This window comes from Litoreibacter sp. JB4-2, from assembly GCF_055693445.1.
The window spans coordinates 2,964,522-2,985,736 of record NZ_CM146334.1 but is presented as its reverse complement, the minus strand read 5'-3'; the positions used below and the strand labels follow the sequence as shown (position 1 = coordinate 2,985,736).

At 57.5% G+C, this 21,215-nt stretch carries 23 protein-coding genes and 1 pseudogene; 5 read left to right on the top strand and 19 right to left on the bottom strand.

Translation table 11 applies throughout. The features are described 5' to 3' along the window. Window positions 1–515: 515 nt before the first annotated feature. The 4 genes from rplT to pyk all read right to left on the bottom strand — a co-directional run bounded on the left by rplT (window position 516) and on the right by pyk (window position 2,916). A complete protein-coding gene (rplT, locus tag ACZ1G7_RS14785) occupies window positions 516–881 on the bottom strand; it encodes a 50S ribosomal protein L20 (RefSeq protein WP_472660149.1) in 366 nt (121 codons plus the stop codon). 12 nt (window positions 882–893) lie between these two features. Further along, window positions 894–1,094, bottom strand: a complete 201-nt coding sequence (rpmI, locus tag ACZ1G7_RS14780; RefSeq protein ID WP_298295760.1) for a 50S ribosomal protein L35 — start codon at window positions 1,092–1,094, stop codon at window positions 894–896. Window positions 1,095–1,216: 122 nt separating this feature from the next. Next, on the bottom strand, window positions 1,217–1,441 hold the full coding sequence (locus ACZ1G7_RS14775; RefSeq protein ID WP_472660148.1) for a hypothetical protein: 225 nt from the start codon (window positions 1,439–1,441) through the stop codon (window positions 1,217–1,219). Window positions 1,442–1,467: 26 nt separating this feature from the next. Continuing rightward, complete coding sequence (gene pyk / locus ACZ1G7_RS14770) at window positions 1,468–2,916, bottom strand: pyruvate kinase (RefSeq protein ID WP_472660147.1); 1,449 nt, start codon at window positions 2,914–2,916, stop codon at window positions 1,468–1,470. A 136-nt stretch (window positions 2,917–3,052) separates the two neighbouring features. Between pyk and ACZ1G7_RS14765 the strand changes: the two are divergent. The 3 genes and pseudogenes from ACZ1G7_RS14765 to ACZ1G7_RS14755 all read left to right on the top strand — a co-directional run bounded on the left by ACZ1G7_RS14765 (window position 3,053) and on the right by ACZ1G7_RS14755 (window position 4,457). Beyond that, a pseudogene (locus ACZ1G7_RS14765) lies at window positions 3,053–3,798 on the top strand (N-formylglutamate amidohydrolase). Window positions 3,799–3,810: 12 nt separating this feature from the next. Continuing rightward, window positions 3,811–4,110 (top strand): DUF1244 domain-containing protein, encoded by a 300-nt coding sequence (locus tag ACZ1G7_RS14760; RefSeq protein WP_472660146.1) that lies wholly within the window; start codon window positions 3,811–3,813, stop codon window positions 4,108–4,110. Between the two features lie 77 nt (window positions 4,111–4,187). Next, window positions 4,188–4,457, top strand: coding sequence for a hypothetical protein (locus ACZ1G7_RS14755; RefSeq protein WP_472660145.1), 270 nt, complete (start codon window positions 4,188–4,190; stop codon window positions 4,455–4,457). A 20-nt stretch (window positions 4,458–4,477) separates the two neighbouring features. Here the strand turns inward: ACZ1G7_RS14755 and ACZ1G7_RS14750 are convergent, their stop codons facing one another. The 6 genes from ACZ1G7_RS14750 to ACZ1G7_RS14725 all read right to left on the bottom strand — a co-directional run bounded on the left by ACZ1G7_RS14750 (window position 4,478) and on the right by ACZ1G7_RS14725 (window position 11,328). After that, the gene (locus ACZ1G7_RS14750; RefSeq protein ID WP_472660144.1) at window positions 4,478–6,193 is read right to left on the bottom strand and encodes a hypothetical protein; all 1,716 of its coding nucleotides are present in this window, start codon (window positions 6,191–6,193) and stop codon (window positions 4,478–4,480) included. A gap of 342 nt (window positions 6,194–6,535) precedes the next feature. Then, a complete protein-coding gene (locus ACZ1G7_RS14745) occupies window positions 6,536–7,393 on the bottom strand; it encodes a D-amino-acid transaminase (RefSeq protein WP_472660143.1) in 858 nt (285 codons plus the stop codon). Between the two features lie 4 nt (window positions 7,394–7,397). Continuing rightward, the gene (gene dgcA / locus ACZ1G7_RS14740; protein ID WP_472660142.1) at window positions 7,398–8,360 is read right to left on the bottom strand and encodes an N-acetyl-D-Glu racemase DgcA; all 963 of its coding nucleotides are present in this window, start codon (window positions 8,358–8,360) and stop codon (window positions 7,398–7,400) included. After that, entirely contained in the window at window positions 8,357–9,358 is a 1,002-nt protein-coding gene (dgcN, locus tag ACZ1G7_RS14735) for an N-acetyltransferase DgcN (protein WP_472660141.1), read from the bottom strand. Before dgcN ends, dgcA begins: the two co-directional genes overlap by 4 nt. Before the next feature lie 147 nt (window positions 9,359–9,505). After that, window positions 9,506–10,348, bottom strand: coding sequence for a sugar phosphate isomerase/epimerase family protein (locus ACZ1G7_RS14730; RefSeq protein WP_472660140.1), 843 nt, complete (start codon window positions 10,346–10,348; stop codon window positions 9,506–9,508). Next, window positions 10,345–11,328 carry a fatty acid desaturase gene (locus ACZ1G7_RS14725; protein WP_472660139.1) on the bottom strand — a complete coding sequence of 328 codons (984 nt, stop codon included), beginning with the start codon at window positions 11,326–11,328 and terminating at the stop codon, window positions 10,345–10,347. Before ACZ1G7_RS14725 ends, ACZ1G7_RS14730 begins: the two co-directional genes overlap by 4 nt. Window positions 11,329–11,420: 92 nt before the next feature. Here ACZ1G7_RS14725 and ACZ1G7_RS14720 point away from each other — a divergent pair, with 92 nt between their 5' ends. Further along, window positions 11,421–12,278 carry a LysR substrate-binding domain-containing protein gene (locus tag ACZ1G7_RS14720; protein ID WP_472660138.1) on the top strand — a complete coding sequence of 286 codons (858 nt, stop codon included), beginning with the start codon at window positions 11,421–11,423 and terminating at the stop codon, window positions 12,276–12,278. Window positions 12,279–12,286: 8 nt separating this feature from the next. Here the strand turns inward: ACZ1G7_RS14720 and ACZ1G7_RS14715 are convergent, their stop codons facing one another. The 8 genes from ACZ1G7_RS14715 to ACZ1G7_RS14680 all read right to left on the bottom strand — a co-directional run bounded on the left by ACZ1G7_RS14715 (window position 12,287) and on the right by ACZ1G7_RS14680 (window position 19,573). Next, window positions 12,287–12,637: a hypothetical protein gene (locus ACZ1G7_RS14715; RefSeq protein WP_472660137.1), complete on the bottom strand. Its 351-nt coding sequence runs from the start codon at window positions 12,635–12,637 to the stop codon at window positions 12,287–12,289. A gap of 92 nt (window positions 12,638–12,729) precedes the next feature. Then, the gene (gene cobM / locus ACZ1G7_RS14710) at window positions 12,730–13,497 is read right to left on the bottom strand and encodes a precorrin-4 C(11)-methyltransferase (RefSeq protein ID WP_472660136.1); all 768 of its coding nucleotides are present in this window, start codon (window positions 13,495–13,497) and stop codon (window positions 12,730–12,732) included. A gap of 61 nt (window positions 13,498–13,558) precedes the next feature. After that, on the bottom strand, window positions 13,559–15,370 hold the full coding sequence (gene cobJ / locus ACZ1G7_RS14705) for a precorrin-3B C(17)-methyltransferase (RefSeq protein WP_472660135.1): 1,812 nt from the start codon (window positions 15,368–15,370) through the stop codon (window positions 13,559–13,561). Then, complete coding sequence (cobI, locus tag ACZ1G7_RS14700; RefSeq protein WP_472660134.1) at window positions 15,361–16,062, bottom strand: precorrin-2 C(20)-methyltransferase; 702 nt, start codon at window positions 16,060–16,062, stop codon at window positions 15,361–15,363. Before cobI ends, cobJ begins: the two co-directional genes overlap by 10 nt. After that, on the bottom strand, window positions 16,059–17,264 hold the full coding sequence (cbiE, locus tag ACZ1G7_RS14695; protein WP_472660133.1) for a precorrin-6y C5,15-methyltransferase (decarboxylating) subunit CbiE: 1,206 nt from the start codon (window positions 17,262–17,264) through the stop codon (window positions 16,059–16,061). Before cbiE ends, cobI begins: the two co-directional genes overlap by 4 nt. 83 nt (window positions 17,265–17,347) lie before the next feature. Next, window positions 17,348–17,989, bottom strand: coding sequence for a precorrin-8X methylmutase (locus ACZ1G7_RS14690; RefSeq protein ID WP_472660132.1), 642 nt, complete (start codon window positions 17,987–17,989; stop codon window positions 17,348–17,350). Between the two features lie 61 nt (window positions 17,990–18,050). Then, the gene (locus ACZ1G7_RS14685) at window positions 18,051–19,352 is read right to left on the bottom strand and encodes a sirohydrochlorin chelatase (protein WP_472660131.1); all 1,302 of its coding nucleotides are present in this window, start codon (window positions 19,350–19,352) and stop codon (window positions 18,051–18,053) included. After that, on the bottom strand, window positions 19,349–19,573 hold the full coding sequence (locus tag ACZ1G7_RS14680; RefSeq protein WP_472660130.1) for a DUF6732 family protein: 225 nt from the start codon (window positions 19,571–19,573) through the stop codon (window positions 19,349–19,351). Before ACZ1G7_RS14680 ends, ACZ1G7_RS14685 begins: the two co-directional genes overlap by 4 nt. 287 nt (window positions 19,574–19,860) lie before the next feature. Here ACZ1G7_RS14680 and ACZ1G7_RS14675 point away from each other — a divergent pair, with 287 nt between their 5' ends. After that, the gene (locus tag ACZ1G7_RS14675; RefSeq protein ID WP_472663742.1) at window positions 19,861–20,835 is read left to right on the top strand and encodes a glutathione S-transferase family protein; all 975 of its coding nucleotides are present in this window, start codon (window positions 19,861–19,863) and stop codon (window positions 20,833–20,835) included. A gap of 6 nt (window positions 20,836–20,841) precedes the next feature. Here ACZ1G7_RS14675 and ACZ1G7_RS14670 read toward each other — a convergent pair whose 3' ends face one another. After that, window positions 20,842–21,198, bottom strand: coding sequence for a response regulator (locus ACZ1G7_RS14670; RefSeq protein WP_472660129.1), 357 nt, complete (start codon window positions 21,196–21,198; stop codon window positions 20,842–20,844). Between the last annotated feature and the right edge of the window lie 17 nt (window positions 21,199–21,215).

The following is a 21,215-nucleotide window of genomic DNA, read 5'->3' as shown; positions in this document are numbered from 1 at the left end:
GGACAAAGCGACTGTTTAACAAGAAGAGCCCAATGTCCGCAGATTCAAATACAGCTTGCCTTATAGATTGCTTCAGAAATCAAGGAACCTAAGAGTAGGTTCGCAATCATGCCTGAGCCAAATAGGCCTACCCAGAGAGAATTGTATTTGAGCTCTTTAAGTGGCCGGTGGTGTCTCAAGAGAAGCAAACAAACTAAAATTGCTCCCCCGACAGCAAAAACGAATGCTCCATTGGCATCACGCATCGTCCAATCACAAAAAAAGGCCAAGATAATCTCACTTTTTAAAGTTTACCCAGTCGCTGACACCAACCGAGCAGATTGGTTTTCATGATACATGTTTCGGAGCACAAGAACAAAGATGCGAACTGAAGCGGACACTCGTGCAAACCACAGCATCGGTGACTCTGGGGCTCAAAGCAGCCACTTATCGCGATGCCACGCACGACTTGCCCGGGTTAAACGAAAAAAGCCCCGCTCACCGCAGGGCTTTTTCCAATTCAAATCGACAGAAACTTACGCAGGCAGCGCAGCTTTTGCCTTTTCAACCACAGCAGCAAAGGCCGCAGGCTCGTTCACGGCCAGATCGGCCAGAACTTTGCGGTCCACTTCGATGCCAGCCAGTGACAGGCCGTTGATGAAGCGCGAATAGGTCATGCTTTCATCAATCGAACGGCAGCCGGCGTTGATGCGCTGAATCCACAAAGCGCGGAAGTTGCGCTTGCGGGCCTTGCGGTCGCGGGTTGCATATTGGTTGGCCTTATCGACCGCCTGACGGGCGACCTTGAAGGTGTTCTTGCGACGGCCATAGTAACCCTTAGCGGCTTTGATGACCTTCTTGTGGCGTGCGTGTGTAGTGACGCCGGATGTAACTCTTGCCATGTCAGTCTCTCCTTAGCGCGCGTAGGGCATGTATTTTTTCACGATGTTCTCATCTGCCTTGCAGAGAAGCGTCGTGCCGCGCGCGGTGCGGATAAACTTGGTGGAGCGCTTGATCATGCCGTGGCGTTTGCCTGCTTGACCAGCTTTGACGCGGCCAGAGGCCGTCATCTTGAAGCGCTTTTTAGCGCCCGATTTTGTCTTCATCTTCGGCATTTCCATCTCCTACAGATCTTGAGTGGTATGCGCGGCGACTCGGCATGCCATATAGGCCGGTCCCACGGGGTCGAGCGCGCCTTCTACGGCGCTTTTTCAAGCTTGGCAAGCGTTTCCGCAGCTTAGAACAAACTGCCCACGACACGCGCAATGATGTTGGGCAAGTCATTAAACGAATACCCACCCGGGGTCTTGTAGATCGCGTAAATGATCATGCCGCCCGAGACGACCACCGCGACCGTCGCCGCTCGCGGTGGGTTACCATCAACAATGGATGAAAAAATGCCCGGGATCGCCAAAACGCCAATGACGAGCCCCAAAACAAGAATAAATTCGGTTGCAATCATGGCTCCCTCCACAACTGCTCACGATGTTATTCAGGTCCGGTTGCGAAAATCAATCTTTCTTCAACAGGGGCCACGCGCAGAATGTTGGTTGTACCGGGTTGGTTGAACGGCACACCCGCAGTGACCACGATCTGATCGGCCTCCGTGGCGAACCCGTATTCACGCGCGGCGCGGGCCGCGGCAACCACGGCCATTTTGAACCGTTCAACGGAATCCGTCATCACGCAATGCATGCCCCAGCTCAGGCACAGCCTGCGCGCCGTGCCCGTCAGCGTGGTCAGCGCAATCACCGGCACATGCGGCCGTTCGCGTGACACCAGCAGCGCCGTTGTACCTGATTGCGAGAAGCAGCAGATTGCCTTGATATCGGTGGTCTCGGCAATCTCTCGCGCGGCGACCACGATCCCGTCAGCAACCGTATGCTTCTTACCACCGCGTTGCGCCGCAATGATCTCGCGATAGTTGGAGTCGTTCTCGACCTCAACCGCGACATTGTTCATCGTCGTCACCGCCTCAATCGGGAACGAGCCCGCGGCACTTTCGGCGCTCAGCATGATGGCATCCGTGCCCTCATAGATCGCGGTTGCGACGTCAGACACTTCAGCACGTGTTGGCATTGGGCTGTCGATCATGCTTTCCAGCATTTGGGTCGCCACAATCACCGGTTTGGCCACAGCGCGACACTTGCGCACCAGACGTTTCTGGATCGGTGGTACGTTTTGCACCGGCAGCTCAACGCCGAGATCGCCGCGTGCGACCATGATCCCGTCCGAGACCGCCAGAATGTCGTCAAACGCCGTGACAGCGGCAGGTTTCTCGATCTTGGACAGCAGTGCGGCCCGGCCATCGGCCAGCTTGCGCGCTTCTTCAACATCCGCCGGGCGCTGCACAAAAGACAGCGCCAGCCAGTCGACCCCCAATTGGCAGACGAATTCCAGATCCTTGCGGTCCTTGTCGGACAAGGCCGCCAGCGGCAGCACCACGTCCGGGACGTTTACGCCTTTGCGGTTCGAAATCACACCACCCACGGTCACTTCGCAATTGGCGTAATCCGCGCCGCATTCCTTGACCTGCAAGCGGATCTTGCCGTCATTGACCAGCAGCGACGCGCCGGGCTCCAACGCGTCAAAAATTTCCTTATGCGGCAGCTGGACGCGCGTGGCATCCCCGTCGGCGTCGTCCAGATCCAGCCGGAAGCTGGCGCCGACCTCAAGGTCATGCCCGTCATCATTGGCAAATTTGCCAACGCGCAGCTTGGGGCCCTGCAAATCGGCCAGAATGGCGATCGGACGGCCCGTGTCCTTTTCAATCTGGCGGATGATCTGGTGGCGCACGCGAATCTCGTCGTGGTCGCCATGGCTCATGTTCAGGCGGAACACGTCGGCCCCGGCCTCAAACAGCGCTTTAATCATCTCGTAATCGTTGGATGCCGGACCCAGTGTTGCAACAATCTTGACCTTGCGGAGGCGTCTCATTCGGGCGTCTTCCTTCGTAGAATTTCAATTTTGATCTTGGGCCGGGGCCACATATGGCGCAATCCGGGCGTCATCGCAACTGGCCCTTTTGCGCAGCGCCCCGTAGATAGGCGCTGCATGTAACGGAACTTTTACGATGACCCACCGCCCTTTCGACATTCACGCGCCGCAAAACGCCAATGCCTCGCGCTGGGTGGTCACCTGCGATCACGCCGCCAACACCGTGCCGGGCTTTGTGGCAGGCGGCGATCTGGGGCTGCCCGCAGCCGACATGGCGCGCCACATCGCCTATGACATCGGGGCCGCCGGCGTCAGCCGCGCGCTCGCCGACCGGCTGGGGGGCCGGCAATCCTGTCCAACTTCTCCCGCCTCGTGATCGACCCCAACCGTGGCGCGGACGACCCGACCCTGATCATGCGGCTCTATGACGGCACCATCATCCCCGCCAACAAGACCATCACGCAGGCCGATCGCGACCTGCGCATAGACAGACTCTACCGCCCCTATCACGCAGCACAGGCCCAGCTGCTTGGCGCACGCGAAAACCCGGTCATCGTCTCCGTCCATTCCTTCACGCCGCAGCTGCGGGGCCGCCCGCAGCGCCCATGGCAGATCGGTATCCTCTATGCTCACGACGCTCGCCTCGCAGTGCCCCTGATCAACCGCCTCAACGCAGAGCCTGACCTCTGCACGGGCGACAACCAGCCCTATAATGGCGCGCTCAAAGGCGACAGCATGGACCAGCACGCGCTCAGCCATGGCCGCCCCCATGTCTTGATCGAGCTGCGAAACGACCTCATATCATCACAAACGCAACAAATCGCATGGGCCGACCGGCTCGCGCCAATCTTGCAAGAAACGCTGGCCACATCCGGCCTGTAGACGGAGGAAACAATGGACGCCCAAACCCAATTGGAGCTGGAGGCCGCCGCCTTTCGCACGCTCCGTGACCACCTGCAAACCCGCACCGATGTGCAAAATATCGATATGATGAACCTCGCGGGCTTTTGTCGGAACTGCCTCAGCCGCTGGTATCAGGAGGCCGCAGCCGAGCGCGGCATCGAAATAGGCAAGATGGAGGCGCGCGAGATGTTTTACGGCATGCCCTTTGACGACTGGAAGGCCCAGTATCAAACAGACGCCAATGCCGATCAAAAAGCCGCGTTCGAGGTCGCGCATAAAGACGCCACCTAACGCGGGCGTGATCAACCGTGCCTACCCTGCGCGGCGCAACTCGTGTTAAGGTGGGATATTGCAACAGGAGGCCCCTCATGAGCTTCACTAAATTTATTGCCGCAACCGGGCTGGCCGTCAGCCTTGCAACGCCCCTCTGGGCCGAGCGCCCGCTCGACACGCTTGAGGCGAGCATCGCCAGCGAACTTCCGAATTACGGCTTCGACGACGTCGACGTGCGCGACCTGTCCACGGGCCAAATCGCCCATATCCACCACCTGCTCTATTCCGGCAAAGGCACGGCGGAAATCAAAGGTCAGATCGGCGCCGTCCTTGGCGACAGCCTGCTCAGGACGTTCTTTAAATAAAACGCCACGACCACCTGTTGTCAGTCCAGCGGGTCAGCCAATTTGGACGTCTGGGTACATTTGAAAAAATACGACAGAATAGGCACCGCGCTGACAATCGCAGCTGCGCGTAGCCACCAAAGGGCCGCGTCGTCATACCCGACAGTTGTTGCAATAAGATACCCCAGCCACAGCCACGGCGCGATGACGATTGCGCCCCAGACCTCTGACCAACAGCCGTGATCGGTCCCCGGCCCGAAATCGACGGCACGGTAATCCCCACCTCGTTTCGTTTTGCCGTTGGGTAGCACTTTGTCAGGCACATTGGGGTAGGTGTAATTGCCCTTATTTTCAAACACGATATCGTAGAGCAGTTTGATAACGCGGTAATTGTCAAAATAGGCGTTGTGCGAATAGCCGGGATCAAAATACGTCAGGTTGTTCACATGCACGTTGTCTATTCTCGACATATTCCAGGTCGAAGATGACGGCGAATGCAGTGGCCCTGAAATAATGTCAGCACCATCCCAGACATTCGTCCAATGCACCTTGGGCTTACCACCTGACTTTCGAAATGGCTCGGTGCCGATATCGCCACGCAACTCTCCATAGACTTTGCGATACCGCCGGATCGGGCTTCGAAAGCTCTCAAAAAAGTAAGAAATCTTGTCCACCGGGGATGCCAGCGTCACAAAATGGTCGATCTTGTTGAAATCGACACGCCCTTTCATCAGGTCTTGGGCATTCACGGCCCTGTTGGCATGAACCGCTGCCAGCAGCGTGTCATAGGCAACCGACGTTCCAAGCGAATGCGCCACAACGACCACGCGATCGCAGTCGGGTTGGCTCACAACATGGCTGAGCAAATCGACCGATTTTTTCAGCACCGCCTCGCGTTTTGCGAATTTTTCATCCGTCTCCGCATAGGTCGACCAGGCCTCCACATCTGCCAAACGGTGCACAAGAAAACCGCGCATCAACCCGCCAAAGATCAGTGCAAACGCGATCACAATGGCATTTTTTGGCCCGGCCTGCGCCCAATCGGGAATGGTGATTGTCTCGGTCAGCCCCATCATTTGCAAAACCCATGGCACACCTGCCAGCAAGGACAAAATGCCAGCGGCAACCAGCAAGAAGATCAAAGCAATTGTCAGCAACAGGCTTGTCATCAAGACAAAATTGCTCATTTCCGTTCGCACATGGGTCCAACGCCACCGTTTGGCCAATGTCGTTAAGCGTTGGACGCGTCCTGTTTTGCCCGGATTATTTTCTTCAATCTGCCGCAGGAACCCTTTGAAGTTCGGTTTGATCTTAATTTTCTCTTCGGCTTCCAGCTCTTTCGCGCGACGGCTCCAGCTTGGGTGATCAAACTTGGCGTAGAGTTCAAGAAGCGTTCTGAAATCACGTTCAAACGTCCCCTCAGGCCATCGGTCAGGGTTTTCCAAAATCTCGAACAAAGTGGCGCGGCGGACGCGTTGCCGTTCCGCCCAAGGCGTCCAAAGCATTTTGATTGGCCGCGAAACCTGTCTCAATATCCACTTGAGGACAGCCCGGTATGACCGTTCCTCACGCATTTCATCGGCCCAATACGCTTCATAAAAGCGCAGTTTGGTTTTTGGCCCGTCCCAGTTTTGAAATTCCTTGAGATGAAACGCACGAATGAACGAAACATCATCCCCCTCCGCCTCACGGTTCAATTCCGAGCGGGGGTTTATTTTTCGCAGGTTTCCCAGCTTGTGACCGCGTTTGAACGACACGTCAAAAAATCTGTCAAACCTGTCCACCAGCCTGCTGGTTTCTTCAAAACGGCGCTGACTTCCCATGCCATGGAAATACAAAACAGAAACGTTCTCGGTTTTTGGGGGAGGGGCTTGTATCATCTAGGACCTCGAAATCATCAAAAGCACAAAAAAGTAAAAATGCTGCAATGCACCTGAGGCTAGGTGAAGGGGTTGCGTTTTGCACTCAAAAAAAGCGCATTCGACACAGCGCTTGGCCCGCAAACTAGCGCGACCAAGTAGTAAACAAACAGTAAAAAAATTTTGGAAGTTGCTTTATATCAGCGACTTACAAAATTCCCCGCATGCGGGGAACCGTGATCAGAGCGCCTGTTTCCGGCTTTCTTCCAGATAAAGCTCCCGCAATCTTGCCGCCGATTTTCCGGGTTTTCCATCGCCCAAAGCGACCCCATCAATCTCGACAACCGGCATCACGAAGGTCGAAGCCGAGGTGATGAACGCCTCATCCGCCGCCTTGGCCTCCTCAATCGTGAAGGCCCGCTCCTCAACTTCCATCTGCGCCGATTTTGCGTAGGCCAGCACCGCCGCCCGCGTGATCCCATGCAAGATTTCAGTCCCCAGATTGCGGGTGATGATCTTGCCGTCTTTCACGATATAGGCGTTGTTCGACGACCCCTCCGTGACGTGACCATCCTCGATCATCCACGCATCATCCACCCCCGCGCCTTTCGCCATCATCTTCGCCATCGACGGGAACAACAGCTGCGTCGTCTTGATATCACGCCGTGCCCAGCGTTGATCATCGACCGAGATGACTTTCATACCGGTCTCGATCTTCGGGTTGTTCAACAGGTTCGCCGTCTGCGTGAACAAAACCAGCGTCGGCGGAGTATCCTCGGGCGGGAACGCGAAGTCGCGGTCACCGGGATTGCCGCGGGTGAGCTGAAGGTAGATCATCCCTTCTTCAATCCCGTTGCGTTCGACCAGCTCGCGATGCACCTCAAGAAGCGCATCGGCATCCACCTGATACTTGATCCCCAGCTCGTCACAAGACCTCTGCAAGCGCTTTACATGGCCCTCGAAGGCGATGATCTTGCCATCGAGCACGCTGGTCACCTCATAAACCGCATCGGCAAACAGAAACCCACGATCAAAGACCGAAACCTTGGCGTCAGCCTCAGGGACATACTCTCCGTTCAGATAAACAATGCGGCTCATGATTTTATCCCCATAGGCTGGCCGCGGGCGCATGCACCCCGGCGGCGTCAAAAAGTAACGGTGTCTCGCGGTCTTCGGCCAGAAGCAGCGGCCCGTCAAGGTCTGTGAAGGCCGCACCCTGCGCCACAATCGTGGCAGGCGCCATGGCCAGAGATGATCCGACCATGCAGCCGACCATGACACCGTAGCCCAGTGCCAGCCCCTCGCGCTTCAGTTCGAGCGCCTCGGTGAGCCCGCCGGTTTTGTCGAGCTTGATGTTGATGACATCATATTTGCCCTTCAAGCCGGGCAACGAGCTGCGGTCATGGCAAGACTCGTCCGCGCAGACCGGCAGCGGGCGCTCGATTTCCGCCAGCATATCGTCTTTCCCAGCAGGCAAAGGTTGTTCCACCAGCTTAACGCCAAGGCGAACCAAATGTGGCGCTAGATCGGAATACACCTCAGCGCTCCATCCTTCATTCGCATCGATGATGATCGGCGTATCGGGCGCGCCCCGACGCACCGCCTCAAGCCGCTTCATGTCATCCGGGGTGCCAAGCTTGATCTTCAACAGCGGCCGTTGCGCATGTTTGCGCGCCGCCGCCTCCATTGCATCTGGCTCCGCCAGCGACAAGGTATAGGCAGTGATCTCGGGCAGCGGTGCTGCAACGCCGATCAGGTCCCAGACGCGCTTTCCGGCGGCCTTCGCCTCCAAATCCCAAAGCGCGCAGTCAACAGCATTCCGCGCAGCCCCAGCTGGCAGTGCATCATGCAGCGCGGCACGCGAAATATCAGCGGGCAGATTTTCAATCTCCGCCGTGACACTGTCCAAGGTCTCATCATAGCGGGCGTAGGGCACGCATTCACCCCAACCCGCCACACCATTTCGCGCGATATGCGCTGTCAGAACCTTGGCCTCCGTCCGCGACCCGCGCGAGATGGTGAACACCTCCGCCAATCGAAACGTATCTGCCGTGACCTCGATCACAGGGCTTCCAATGCATCCACAAGCTTTTCGGCGCCGAAACGGAACGGGTCGGTCGTCGGCAACCCCATGCGCGCCTCAACTTCGGCGACATAGGCTTTCGCTTCGTCTTCCGGCATATTCTGGGTGTTGATCGAAATGCCGATCACTTTGCAGGCCGGGTTCACGACATGGGCCATTGTCAGCGCCAGATCGCGCAGCGCTTCCAGCGACGGCTGCTGGTAGTCCGGCAAGCCACGCATATGGGTACGTGTCGGCTCATGCGCCAGAACAAGCGCGTCAGGCTGGCCACCATGGATCAGCGCGAGGGTCACACCGGAATAAGACGCATGAAAGAGCGAGCCCTGCCCTTCGATATGATCCCAGTGATCGTCATCATTGTCAGGCGTCAGATATTCGACTGCGCCGGCCATAAAATCAGCAATCACAGCGTCCAGTGGCACACCACCACCGGTGATCAAAATCCCGGTTTGGCCCGTCGGGCGGAAGGTCGATTTCATGCCGCGCTTTTGCATTTCTGCGTCCATGCAAAGGCCGGTATACATCTTGCCGACGGAGCAATCGGTGCCGACCGCCAAAATCCGTTTGCCTTTGCGTTTCACACCGCTGGCAATTGGGTAAGCGACTGAAGGAATGCGCACATCGTGCAGTGTGCGGCCGTGAACCTTGGCGGCGCGCTGCAACTCATCTTCGTCGCGCAGCAGATTGTGTAGGCCGGAGGCAATGTCGTAGCCCAGCTCCAACGCCTCGACGAGGACTGCTTTCCATGCGTCCGAAATGACACCGCCGCGGTTTGCGACACCAATCACCAATGTCTTGGCACCGGCATCCAGCCCCTCTTGCAGGGTCATATCGGTAATCCCCATGTCGGCTTTACAGCCCTCCATGCGGAACTGCCCGACCGCGTTTTCAGGGCGCCAATCCTTGATGCCTTGCGCCACTTTGGCCGCAAGTGCGTCTGGCGCATCGCCGAGGAACAAAAGGTATGGTGTCTGGATCATGTCGGGCCCCTAAAGCAGCGAATCTATATGTCGCGCATTGATAACGCATTGAACGCGGGAATGGTCTTGCGAAGAGACGCGCATCAAAGGTATTTCTGCGAATATTCGCTGCCTAACAGATAAATCATGTGAAGATTATTCGAATAATCAGGTATCCCCACCCAAATCCTGCCAAATATCGGAAACCCAAGATTTGATCTTTTGCGCCTCTTCCCAGCGGTTCGACAGCTCACGCCCGTCTGGGCCTGTCATCGCATATTCCGGGGGGCCAAGTTCACACACGAAAATGCAGTCACCTGACGCATTTCGGTCCCGCCACGACGCCATGCCTTCGCGCCACCAGCCTTTGAACAGTTCGACCCATTTCTGGTTTTGCGGAAAGTCCAACTGTAGCTGAATTTGCTGGCGTGATGCGACCCGCCCCTGGAAGCTGTCGGAACGTACCAAGATGCGCGATATCAGCGCCATGTCGTGGTCCGACAGCGGGAACCAGAACTCCCGGTCGACAACGTAATGCGACAGGTCCGCGCAAATACGCATCTCAGGGATCCGCTCAATCAATTGCAACGTGGTGTAGAGATCATTGGTGATGCAATTGCGATGCGTCTCAAACTGGATCGGCATCCCGATCCGATCTGACATAGCCATCCATGTTTCGATCACCGGCACCATGTCATCCAGTGTAATCGGCATCACCTGCCCGATCACATCAACAAAGGGCGCGCCAAAATCCTTTGCCATATGAAGTGTATCTTCCAGACTTTCGATCGTCTTGGGAAAGGCTACAATGAGCGGCGTGATCCCGTTGGCTTCCATGTGCGGGCGCACTGCGTGCGCGACAGCGACGTCCGAGGCGCCAAGATCGATCGCCATCCCGTCAAATCCTGCGCCCGCGACCATTTCGCAAACCTGCTCCAATGGCAGCTTCACACCGGTCTGGTCATGCGGCTGCATCGCCCAAAGCGACGTGTAGGTCTTGAGCTGCCTCATTCGGCCGGGATACGCGCAGAGCGTCCGCCAGAAGTCGGAACGATCCACACCTCATCCATCGGATATTGGCTTTCATCCTTCGCGCGTAGCTTTGAGATCACCTCGATCTGGAATTCAATCCAACCCATGCGGTGCACTTCGCCTGCTTTTTCTTCAATCTTATCGTTGAGTTGCTTCAGTTTCCAAAACGGTACCGCCGGAAAGGTGTGATGCGCGGTGTGGTACGGCATCTGCCAGCACAGCCACCGAAACAACGCGTTGGTGCGGGTCGACCTGGTGTTTTCCAGAATGTCCTGTTCGTGGCTTAGACCCAGATGTTCAATCGTATTTTGCAACTGATGAACAGGCTTGGTCAGGATCATTGGTATGATCCAGAAGGTCAGCGCAGCCCAGCTGCCCAATGCGATGCTGACCAAAGCGATCACCCCGTACAGCGCCAGGTGAAGACGGGCCTCTTTGATGATTTTCGTCTCTTCCTCAGCCCGAATGTAGGGTTCCAGAATAATTCCGCGCGCCCGACGGATATTGCCAACGATCCGGTTGCGCCAATAGCTGACACCGGTGATCCAAAGCAGGTAGGTCCCCAGCGTATAGGGCTCGCGCACGAGTTCGCCGTCACGTTCCCAATCCTGCGTGTATTGGTGATGGGCGAAGTGCATGACCTGATCAAAATCGCGCGGGAAGATTTGGATGAAGCCGATGATGCGACCGAAAATCTCATTCAGCTTGCGGGTTTTGAAGACAGTTGCATGGCTCAGCTCATGCTGGCCCGCGTAAAGAAAGTTCAACAACACACCAAGAACGAGCCCAGTTACAACCACCCACCAGCTGCCCAGGGCCTGCCAGTGCAGCAGCCCAACAAGAAAAATCGCCCCGAAATGCGACCCGAGCTGAGCAAATCCGCGCATATCTGACCGTTGAGACAAGCTTCGCAGCTCAGCAGGCGTGAGAATTTTGCGACGGGAAAAACTTGCATCCATGCTTTGCGCTCCTTCGTTTAAAAGAGAATGACATGAAAATTATTGCGTGTCATACGGAGAATATTCAAAAAACTGATGAAGAAATTTAATGAATGAACCCTAGCCTTCCGATGCTCCGCAGCTTGGTCAGCCTGTCGCAAACCGGCAGCATGACGAAATCAGCCGATGCGTTGAACCTGACCCAATCCGCGATCAGCCACCAAATGCGCAGTCTGGAGGAGGTATTGGGCTATAAGCTGTTGGTCCGTCAGGGTCGTGGCATTCGCCTCACCCGCGAAGCTCGGCTTTACGTGATGGAGATCGCCCCAGCACTGAACACAATCGCGCGTGCAAGCCAGATAGCGGAGACCACCGGCAAGCTTGTTTTAAACGTGGCTCCAGGCTTCGCCGCAAGTTGGCTGGCCCCGCGTATCAGCCAGTTTGCCTCCCAGCATCCCGGCCTTAGCTTGGTCATCAACACACCGCGCGGATATGGCGAGCTTGGCACGCGTGACGATGATCTCTACATTACCTTTCTCAGCGCGGCGCAACGCCCCGCATCAGCGCGTCTTCTCTATAAAGTGTCGTTCTTCCCGGTCGCCGCACCACGCCTTGTATCAAAGCATGAACGCATGGATCTGGAAACGTTGCTTGCCTTTCCAATCCTGCATCTCGACAGTACGTCCGATTGGACAAAATGGTGCGAAGACGCCGGTAGCTTGGCGCGGCCCGCGCCGGGGATCGTCTTCCAGGACATGCAAATCATGAATGCCGCTGCGCGTTCGGGCCAAGGCGTGGCATTGGGCGATCAGCTTACAAACAGGGAGGATCTGCAAAACGGCACGCTCATGCGGGTGCACCCCCATAGCTGGCAGACGCCGTACGCCTACTATCTGCTCGAAGGCGACACCTCTAGCTCACCGGCCAAAACGGCCTTCATCGATTGGCTCGTCGGGCAATTCGATGGTTAGTTGAGGAACTAGTGGGAGGGCAGCAGGCCGGCTGGTGCATCCTCGTCACGGACAAAATCAAGTGCCGGTTTGTCGGCCGCTATCGTATTTCGCTTAAATTCATAGACCCGCAAGCCATCCTCTTCGCGTGACGTGACGATCAACGCTTGATACAAATGGCGCCCACCATCGTAAATATCGACCAATCCACGCAATCGCGGGGCGGCCTGCGCATCCACACCAAATTTGCTATCGCGATATTGGAGGATGGGAAAAATTGCGTCACCCGCGTGAACCCGTAACCTCGAGCCGCGTTTGAGCGCTGTTTTCCGCGCGAGCTCAAGACCGGCGCGCACTTCACTGGACAAAAAAGTCGACATTTCGACACCTCATAAACAACACCGCTATGATAACCACTATTGACGAAATCTCCTAAAACTTCGTTTCAAATCAGCGGATATCCCAAATGTAGCTATGCCTTTAGCTTAGGACGCAACACATGGGGTGTTTGCGGGTCATAAAGCGCCGAGTCCTTAAAATCTTTGATACCGCCCAAAGCCGGTCCAACCAGAATCAACGCGGTTCGTGTGATCTTTTCAGCCCGTACTTTTTCGCGAATATCAGCAAGCGTTCCACGCAAAAACAGCTCATCGGGCCAAGAGGCGCGGTAAGCCACCACGACGGGACAGTCTTCGCCGTAGTAGGGGATCAATTGCCGTTCAATTTCGCGCAGCGCGCGGATGCCCAAATGGATCGCCAGAGTTGTGCCTGTACGCGCGAAGTTTTCCAGCGTTTCACCTTGCGGCATGGAGGTCGATTTCATCGACATACGCGTCAAAACAATCGATTGGGCAATTTCGGGCACGGTCAGTTCCTGCCCTAAAGCCGCGGCCGCTGCTGCATAGGCCGGAACGCCTGGTATGATCTCATACGCGATCCCATCGGTCTTGAGACGTCGTATCTGCTCTGCGATAGCTCCGTACAATGACGGATCACCCGAATGCACACGCGCCACATCCTCACCGCGCTCTCGGGCCGCCAAAATCTGCGCATGGGTGTCATCCAGCGTCATCGGCGCAGTGTCCATGACCAAGGCGCCGTCTGGCGCACCTGCAACGACCGCTTCGGGCACCAAGGACCCTGCAAAAAGGCAAACCGGGCATTCAGAAATCACACGTTGCGCCTTTAGCGTTAGCAGCTCGGGGTCACCGGGTCCTGCGCCGATAAAATAAACTTTCATCTCTCATCTCCAGCGCGGGAAGGTGGGCGGGGCGATGCGCCACAGGCGCGAGCGTCGGCCGTCATGACCGCTTCTCCGCTAAATCCCCATCGATCTTGCGCGCATACCCGCGCGGCGTATACATCCGCGGCCCTTCGCCCAGCCGCGCCAGCTTCGAATGGCTGGACCCAACCAACACGACGGTCAACATATCGACCTCATCGACGTCCAATTCAGTCAGTTTGCGGTAGCGGATATGTTCCTCCGGACGGCCCAGAGAGCTCGCCAACATCACGGGCGTATCAGCCGGGCGGTGTTGTAATAAAATATCGCGTGCCTCCGCCAAAAGTGTGCGCCTGAGCTTGGACACAGGGTTATAAAACGCGATCACAAAATCGCCCTCAGCCGCGGCATGCAGGCGCTTTACGATGTCTTCCCGCGGCGTCAACAAATCGCTCAGCGAGATCGCACAAAAGTCGTGTCCCAAAGGTGCGCCTGCACGCGCGGCAGCCCCCTGCAACGCTGACACGCCAGGGGTAGAGATCACCTCAACCCGCCGCGCCGCGTCGCTGACACCCATCTCATCGGGGCCACGATCAAGCAGCTCAAACACCAGAGCGCCCATTGCGTAAATTCCCGCATCACCTGAGCAAATCAGGGCGACATTACGTCCCTCACCGGCGCGTTCTAGCGCATAGCGGCACCGATCCTCTTCGCCGCCCAAAGGAAAGTCGGACCGTTGTTTCCCGTAAGCCAAGGGCCCCAACAGATCGATATAGAGCCCATAACCCACAAGCTCCTCAGCCTCTTGCACCAGTTTGGAGGCCTCCGGCGTGCGCCAGCTGTGCTGACCCGGCCCAATCCCGACAATCGAAAGCTTGCCGCGGGACCGGCCACGCAATTCGATGATCGGCTCTTCGGCAAGCGCGATCGCACAAGTCGCATTCTTGGTTTTGCGTTTTGGCACAAGCAGTTGCGCGTGTTCGCCAGCCCCCGCAAGCGCTGCGGCCTCGCTCACACCATGAGTACCGACCTCTGCAAAAACCACCTCGGATGGGTTGGCCAGCCGGTGCGTTTCAACTTCCAAATTGGTGGCGTCGAAAACCCGAACAGGTAGGTCTAGCGCGCGCGACAACGCGTGTACCGCGGGCTCGTCCGCCTTCAAATCAAGCGTGTAGATGGCCTTCAAGGCACCGGGTGCTAGATTGGCTTCACGAAGCGCGGACATAACCAAATCATGCAGCTCCTCGGGCGCGCAATTGCGCGCGCAACCGACGCCAAGCGCAGCAACCTGTGGGTGGAATACGAGGTCCGCGTCCGAAGGCGCGGTCGTGCAAGAAATCCGAAGATCATTACCTGTGGGCAAATCAGCCAACCAAGGCGCATCCCCTTCAATTTGCGTGGTTTTTCCAGCCAATAGCCCGGCCATCACATCTTTCGCACGCTCGGGATTGGCCAGCATATAGCCCATGGGGGGCTCATCCAATGCAACCCCTAAAGCCACGTCGCCGGCAGTTGTCACGGCTGCGGTCGCGCCCAGCTCGGATGCGATTTTCGAGGCCAATCTGTTTGCGCCGCGATGCCCACCGAGAAGCGGAACAACGACCGATGCATCATCCGATACTGAGACGACTGGCGGCTCGGTTGTCTTGTCCGCAAGCAAAGGCGCTACGGCGCGAATGAGAATGCCGGACGCGCAGACGCCAATGATCGGCGTGCCTGCCGCAAATAACGTTCGGACATGGTCCAATGCGTTGTCAAAAAACAAGTCAGCCTGATCAACGCGGTTCGTGCGCCCATGGACGGGCGCGCCGAGCAATTCCGCGATACGGTGCGCAGTCGCCTCGCCCGCGCGGTTCAGGCAGATCACCGCCGGAATAGAGTTTAGAGCCATGGATCGGCCCCTTTCGTCAGCAAGATCATTGAAAAATAGGGTGCCTTTTCAGGGGCTTGCGCGAGCGGTAGAACGATTTCCTCTGGCAGTGTCGCGCGTTCGACATAGGTCGCTTGGTCGGTCAGACCCAGTGCATCAATCACGGACCGTATCTTTTGCAAATGACGTCCAACCTTCATGATCACAACGCTTTCCGCCCCGTCGATACGGCTACGCAGCTCGCCTTCTGGCAGGGGGCCCGGCAAAACGGTCAGGCGTTCATTGCGCGCAGCGAGTGGCATCGCGGCGCGTGCAGCACAAGCGGTCACAGAGGTGACGCCGGGGATGATCTCGACATTGAACCGCTCGGACAAACGGGCGTGAAGATACATGAAAGAGCCGTAAAAAAACGGATCACCTTCGCACAGGCAGATAACATTGTCGCCTTTTTCCAATGACTTAGCTATGTCATTGGCCCCTTGGTCATAAGCGTCCTGCGCTGGTTGACGCTCCGTGCTCATGGGGACATCCATGCGGATTTCGCGCACGCCGGCAGGGATCAAATCCTGTGCAATGGAGCGAGCAAAGCTGTCGCTGCCTGCCAGAGTTGGATAGGCAATCACCGACGCGCCTTGTATAAGCCGGGCTGCTTTAAGAGTTATTAACTCAGGGTCCCCAGGTCCGAGGCCGATGCCGTAAAGCGTGCCGGTCATCGCTTTACAAGGCTCCATTGGGTGACGGTCATGGACGGTCGCCAACCCGTCAAACGGCCTACGGGTTCCGCGCGTTCGACGCCGATTTTGACCAGCTCACCGCCATGTTTTGCACGCAACGCAATCAACAGGCTTTCACTTTCAAGCGTCACCGCATTTGCGACCAGACGCCCCAATGGGCGCAGATTTTTCCACGCGATATCAAAGACTTCTTCGCTGAGACCGCCGCCGATGAAAATAGCGTCAGGGGCGGCCAGACCGCTCATTGCAGCGGGGACTTCGCCCTCGACCAGCTCCAGCTTCGGTGCGCCCAAAGCGAGCGCGTTTTCGGCGGCCATGGCGCGGCGGTCCGCGCGAGGCTCAATACCGATGGCGCGGGCGTAGCGGGCGGCGCGCATCCATTCGATGGCGACGGAGCCGGAACCCGCCCCAATATCCCACAAAAGGGCACCGCGCATGGGCATGAGTTTGGCGACGGTTGCGGCCCTAACCTCTTGTTTTGTCATCGTTCCGTCGGACTTGAACAGATCATCTGCAAGGCCCGGAACGCGTGGTAGCAAAGCAGCGTCAGGGGCTGCGATGCAGTGAACGGCGAGCGTATTGAACGCGGGCACTTCATGCGTCCAATCGCTGGCAAGCCCTTCAAAACGTTGTTCTTTTTCGCCACCCATATTGGCAAGAACCGTCATTTCCGATTGACCAAACCCGCGCTCGGTCAAGAATTGTGCGATCTGTGCAGGTGTCTCTGGGCCCGTTGTCAGGATAATAAGCCTTTGATCTGGTTGAATAAAAGCGACCATCTGATGGACGGGACGACCATGCACGGTGAGGGTTTCAACGTCAGCGAGGCTCCACCCCATGCGCGCGGCGGTCAGTTGAAAAGCGGACAATTGGGGGTGGTAAACGATCTGCGCGGGGTCAATTGCACGGCCTATGCGAGCCCCGACGGAGAACCAGAGCGGGTCCCCGGTTGCCAAGACGACAACCCGTTTTCCCTTGAAAGACAATAGCTTATCTATGAGCGCATCGAAAGGCGAAGGCCACGCGACCCGTTCCGCAGTGACATTTGGCGACAGCTCATGATGGCGATCGCCACCGACGATCACCTCTGCGGCTTCGACGACGGCGCGGGTGACGGGGGTGAGGCCATCGAGGCCGTCCTCACCTATGCCCACAATGTGCAACCATGGAGCGTTAACCATTCCAAGACCCCCGCGAAATGGGCGTACACAACCCGTACACAACCCGTACACACCCCGTCGTGACACGCTTATGTACGGCGTTGTTAACCATTTGCTTTTTCTCCCGCACCGATGGCGAGCGCATTGACCGCTGCGGAGGCCATTGCGGAACCGCCTTTGCGACCACGCAGCGCCACGAATTCGCAGCCCCGCGGGTTGGCGGCTAATTCGGCCTTCGACTCCGCTGCGCCGACGAAGCCGACGGGGAAACCCAAAATGACGGCCGGGCGCGGGAAGCCTTGGTCGATCAAATCGAGCAGGTGAAACAGCGCGGTGGGCGCATTGCCGATGGCGACGATGGCGTCTTTGATATGCGGCTCCCACAGCTCGACGGCGGCGGCGGAGCGCGTGTTGCCGATGGATTTGGCGCGGTCGGGCGTTGTGGGGTCGTTCAGGGTGACGATCACCTTGTTCTCGGATGGCAAGACGCGCCGGATGATGCCCGCGCCAACCATTTCGCAATCGCACAGGATCGGTTTACCCGATTTTAAAGCGGCATGGCCTAGGGTGAACGCGTGGTCAGAGAAGGAGAGCCGGTCAGCAATTTCAACCATTCCACAGGCGTGGATGACACGTGTCGCGAGCGTGTCGAGCCCGTTTGGGAACCGCGCCAAATTTGCCTCCGCCGCGACGGTGGCAAAACTGGCTGCGTAGATCGCTTGCGGGTCCTTCTCGTAAGGGCGCATCAGGTTTGCGCCCCCGATTGAAGGGCCTCTGGCGGGAGTATTTTTGACAAAACGAAGCGCATCAGGCTTTGAGCTTCGACTGCGTCAGCTTTCGCGCACTTTCCGGGCCATGCGGATGTTTGGCATGTGGGTAGGGCGCGTGGTGATGGTCGTGATCATGGTGATGGTGGTGATCGTGATCGTGGTGGTGCTCGTGATCATGATCGTGCGTGTGGGCGTGCTCGTCGCCGTGTGTATGACTGTGGTCATGGTGGTGGTGATGGCCGTGATCATGCGCGGCTTGCGCCTGCAGGCGGCACATGCCAGTGCAAAACGTGTCACAGAGCGCGCAATCGGAAACGTTGGAGCCGGGGGCAGATGCGCCCTGCCCTTCAACATGGTGATGGTGGCTTTCCTGAATCGCGCCGACCTCCCCCTCAAATCCCAACACTTGCGTCCGGTACTTGCACAAAACGCATGTGGGCGGTGGGGTGTCGGCGAAGGCCGGGTGATTGCGCGCGTCGGCCGGGATCGTCACGTCCTTGCCGCCTTCCATCGCCAAAACCTGCGTCCGGTAGGCGCAGATGCCGCAATTTGGCGGTGGGTTGGCGCCCATCTGCTCGGTCACTCGCTCGGCGAAAGTTTCCAGAACCTTTGCATGGTCATTCAGGTAGCCCGCTTTGACAAACTCGATGTCGGGATGGGCTTCTGCGACCATGTCAGTGAAGCCGTAGATGCGGTCGATCAGAATACCGGTGAACAGGAAATAGGGGAAAACGATGATGCGTTTGTAGCCGAGCTTGGCGGCGTGGGTCAGGCATGGTTCGACCAAGGGGAAGGTGACGCCGGAAAAACCGACCTCAGCCCAGCCGAACCCCATGCCTTCATGGAGCATGCGGGCGATCTTGGCGACATTGCCATTGGCATCCGGGTCAGAGGCGCCGCGCCCGATGACGACAAGGCAGGTGTCCTCATTGGCAACGTGCTTTTGCGCATTTGCGGCATCAACTGCTTCTTGGATACGCGCGCCAGCGGCGGCGATCATTTTCGGATCGACCCCAAGCTCACGCCCATAGCTGATCGCGATGTCATGCTTGGCCGCGTAGGTGTTCAGCACTGTGGGGATGTCATTTTTGGCGTGCATCGCGGCAAAGAGCATGCCGGGCACCGCGAGAATTTTGGTGCAGCCCTTTTCGCGCAAGGTATCGAGCCCGTCGCGGATGACCGGGTTGGCGAATTCGAGATAGCCGTACTCAACTTCCCAATCGGGCGGGAAATGACCGGGCAGTTTTTCGGCCAAGACTGAGAACTGATCGACGGCGGCTTGGCTGCGCGAGCCGTGGCCGCAAATCATGACACCGACTTTTTCGGGGGATGTGGTCATGCCGCTTCCTCCTCTGCTTCGATCTCCTCGACCTCTTCCTCGGGTGCATCTTCGGGGTCTTTTTTGCCCTTGATCGCACCCCAGATCGACACGCCAATGGCAACCCCGATGGCGATACCCGCGACCCAGTGATCATGCCCGGCGGCCTGGCCCAGATGGCCGACATGCGCGGCGGCGGGGGCGCCAATCAGCGTGAAGGCGATAAACAGCAAGCGGGTCATGGGCGCACCTTTCTCATTTCCAAATAGGGAGAGGGGGCCAGCTTGAGCCCATCTGACGATGCAACCGGTGGACCCCCTATTTGGGTCGATCCGAAGGCCGCCAACCTCTCTGGGCCTTGCGGCCCTCGTCTGAGTGACAGGTCTATCGGCCCGCGCAAGGGGCCGCAATGGGGGAAGCGTCACCCGAAGTGCCGTTTGCGTCCTGCGCAATTTCTGTGCGGCGACGCGTGATGACAGGTGATGACGGGCAGGTTAAGCCCGTTTGGCAATATGAAAGGGAGCAACCCATGGGCCTATTGGTCGAAGGTGAGTGGAAAGACCACTGGTATGACACGAAATCGACGGGCGGCGCGTTCAAGCGCACCACCGCCGGGTTTCGCAACTGGATTACCGCTGATGGCAGCGTGGGCCCTTCGGGGGACGGCGGGTTCAAGGCGGAAGCCGGGCGGTACCATCTTTACGTGTCTTACGCATGTCCCTGGGCGCATCGCGCGCTGATCTTTCGTAAGTTGAAAGGGCTGGAGGGGTTGATTGATGTCTCTGCCGTGCATCCCGACATGTTGGGCGACGGCTGGACCTTCGAAACGGACGATTTGGGTGCGACCGGTGATCAGCTTTACGGGCTGCCTTTTGCGCGCGACATTTACCTCAAGGCGGACCCGCATGTGTCCGGGCGGGTGACTGTTCCGATCCTGTGGGACAAGGAGCGCGAGACGATTGTCAGCAACGAAAGCTCCGAGATTATTCGCATGTTTAACACGGCCTTTGACAGGCTGACCGGCAATGGGCTGGATCTTTGGACCGAAGGGTTGCGAGAGGCGATTGAACCGGTGAATGCGCGCATCTACGACACGCTGAACAATGGGGTCTACAAATCGGGGTTTGCGACGACGCAAGCCGCCTATGACGCAGCGGTGCATCCGTTGTTTGATACGCTTGATTGGCTGGAAACCCGCCTATCGGACAACCGCTACCTGATGGGCGATACTGTGACCGAGGCCGACTGGCGGCTGTTTACCACTTTGGTGCGGTTTGATCTGGTCTACCACCTGCATTTCAAATGCAACCGGGCGCGGTTGGTGGACTACCCCAACCTATGGGCCTACACGCGGGAGCTTTACCAATGGGAGGGCGTGGCCGAGACGGTCAATTTCGACCATATCGTGCGCCACTACCACTACAGCCATGAAAGCATTAACCCGCATCGGATCGTGCCCATTAACCCTGTGATCGACTGGAACGCGCCGCATGGGCGCGGCTGAGACCGCCTATCGCCCGTGATGTTCGACCAAAGCGGCCATGTCCTCCGGCTTGGTCGCTGACGGGATCAAAGCCGCGGCATTGGCCATATAATTAAAGATGGTGCCGTCTGAGAAGAAGCTGTTCGAGGTGACAAAAATCACCTTGCTTTCGGGGCGGCGGTAGCTGGCGTAATCGGCCACGGCCATAGCGCTTCCCAAGCACAGCTCAAGATCCAGAATGATCACGTCAAACACGTCATCTTGCAGCGCCTCAACGGCGTCGCTTTGCGAGCGCAACACACACACATCTGCGCCGAGACGCCGAATGTGATTGCACCATATTTGACCCAGATTTGGGTCGCTTTCGACAATTAGGACTCTCATTGAATGTCCGACCCTCT

Excerpts from the sequence above, each read along its gene's own strand:
- rplT (WP_472660149.1), bottom strand. The coding sequence starts at position 881 with ATGGCAAGAGTTACATCCGGCGTCACTACACACGCACGCCACAAGAAG.
- rpmI (WP_298295760.1), bottom strand. The coding sequence starts at position 1,094 with ATGCCGAAGATGAAGACAAAATCGGGCGCTAAAAAGCGCTTCAAGATG.
- ACZ1G7_RS14775 (WP_472660148.1), bottom strand. The coding sequence starts at position 1,441 with ATGATTGCAACCGAATTTATTCTTGTTTTGGGGCTCGTCATTGGCGTT.
- pyk (WP_472660147.1), bottom strand. The coding sequence starts at position 2,916 with ATGAGACGCCTCCGCAAGGTCAAGATTGTTGCAACACTGGGTCCGGCA.
- ACZ1G7_RS14760 (WP_472660146.1), top strand. The coding sequence starts at position 3,811 with ATGGACGCCCAAACCCAATTGGAGCTGGAGGCCGCCGCCTTTCGCACG.
- ACZ1G7_RS14755 (WP_472660145.1), top strand. The coding sequence starts at position 4,188 with ATGAGCTTCACTAAATTTATTGCCGCAACCGGGCTGGCCGTCAGCCTT.
- ACZ1G7_RS14745 (WP_472660143.1), bottom strand. The coding sequence starts at position 7,393 with ATGAGCCGCATTGTTTATCTGAACGGAGAGTATGTCCCTGAGGCTGAC.
- dgcN (WP_472660141.1), bottom strand. The coding sequence starts at position 9,358 with ATGATCCAGACACCATACCTTTTGTTCCTCGGCGATGCGCCAGACGCA.
- ACZ1G7_RS14730 (WP_472660140.1), bottom strand. The coding sequence starts at position 10,348 with ATGAGGCAGCTCAAGACCTACACGTCGCTTTGGGCGATGCAGCCGCAT.
- ACZ1G7_RS14725 (WP_472660139.1), bottom strand. The coding sequence starts at position 11,328 with ATGGATGCAAGTTTTTCCCGTCGCAAAATTCTCACGCCTGCTGAGCTG.
- ACZ1G7_RS14720 (WP_472660138.1), top strand. The coding sequence starts at position 11,421 with ATGAACCCTAGCCTTCCGATGCTCCGCAGCTTGGTCAGCCTGTCGCAA.
- ACZ1G7_RS14715 (WP_472660137.1), bottom strand. The coding sequence starts at position 12,637 with ATGTCGACTTTTTTGTCCAGTGAAGTGCGCGCCGGTCTTGAGCTCGCG.
- cobM (WP_472660136.1), bottom strand. The coding sequence starts at position 13,497 with ATGAAAGTTTATTTTATCGGCGCAGGACCCGGTGACCCCGAGCTGCTA.
- cobJ (WP_472660135.1), bottom strand. The coding sequence starts at position 15,370 with ATGGCTCTAAACTCTATTCCGGCGGTGATCTGCCTGAACCGCGCGGGC.
- cobI (WP_472660134.1), bottom strand. The coding sequence starts at position 16,062 with ATGACCGGCACGCTTTACGGCATCGGCCTCGGACCTGGGGACCCTGAG.
- cbiE (WP_472660133.1), bottom strand. The coding sequence starts at position 17,264 with ATGGTTAACGCTCCATGGTTGCACATTGTGGGCATAGGTGAGGACGGC.
- ACZ1G7_RS14690 (WP_472660132.1), bottom strand. The coding sequence starts at position 17,989 with ATGCGCCCTTACGAGAAGGACCCGCAAGCGATCTACGCAGCCAGTTTT.
- ACZ1G7_RS14685 (WP_472660131.1), bottom strand. The coding sequence starts at position 19,352 with ATGACCACATCCCCCGAAAAAGTCGGTGTCATGATTTGCGGCCACGGC.
- ACZ1G7_RS14680 (WP_472660130.1), bottom strand. The coding sequence starts at position 19,573 with ATGACCCGCTTGCTGTTTATCGCCTTCACGCTGATTGGCGCCCCCGCC.
- ACZ1G7_RS14675 (WP_472663742.1), top strand. The coding sequence starts at position 19,861 with ATGGGCCTATTGGTCGAAGGTGAGTGGAAAGACCACTGGTATGACACG.
- ACZ1G7_RS14670 (WP_472660129.1), bottom strand. The coding sequence starts at position 21,198 with ATGAGAGTCCTAATTGTCGAAAGCGACCCAAATCTGGGTCAAATATGG.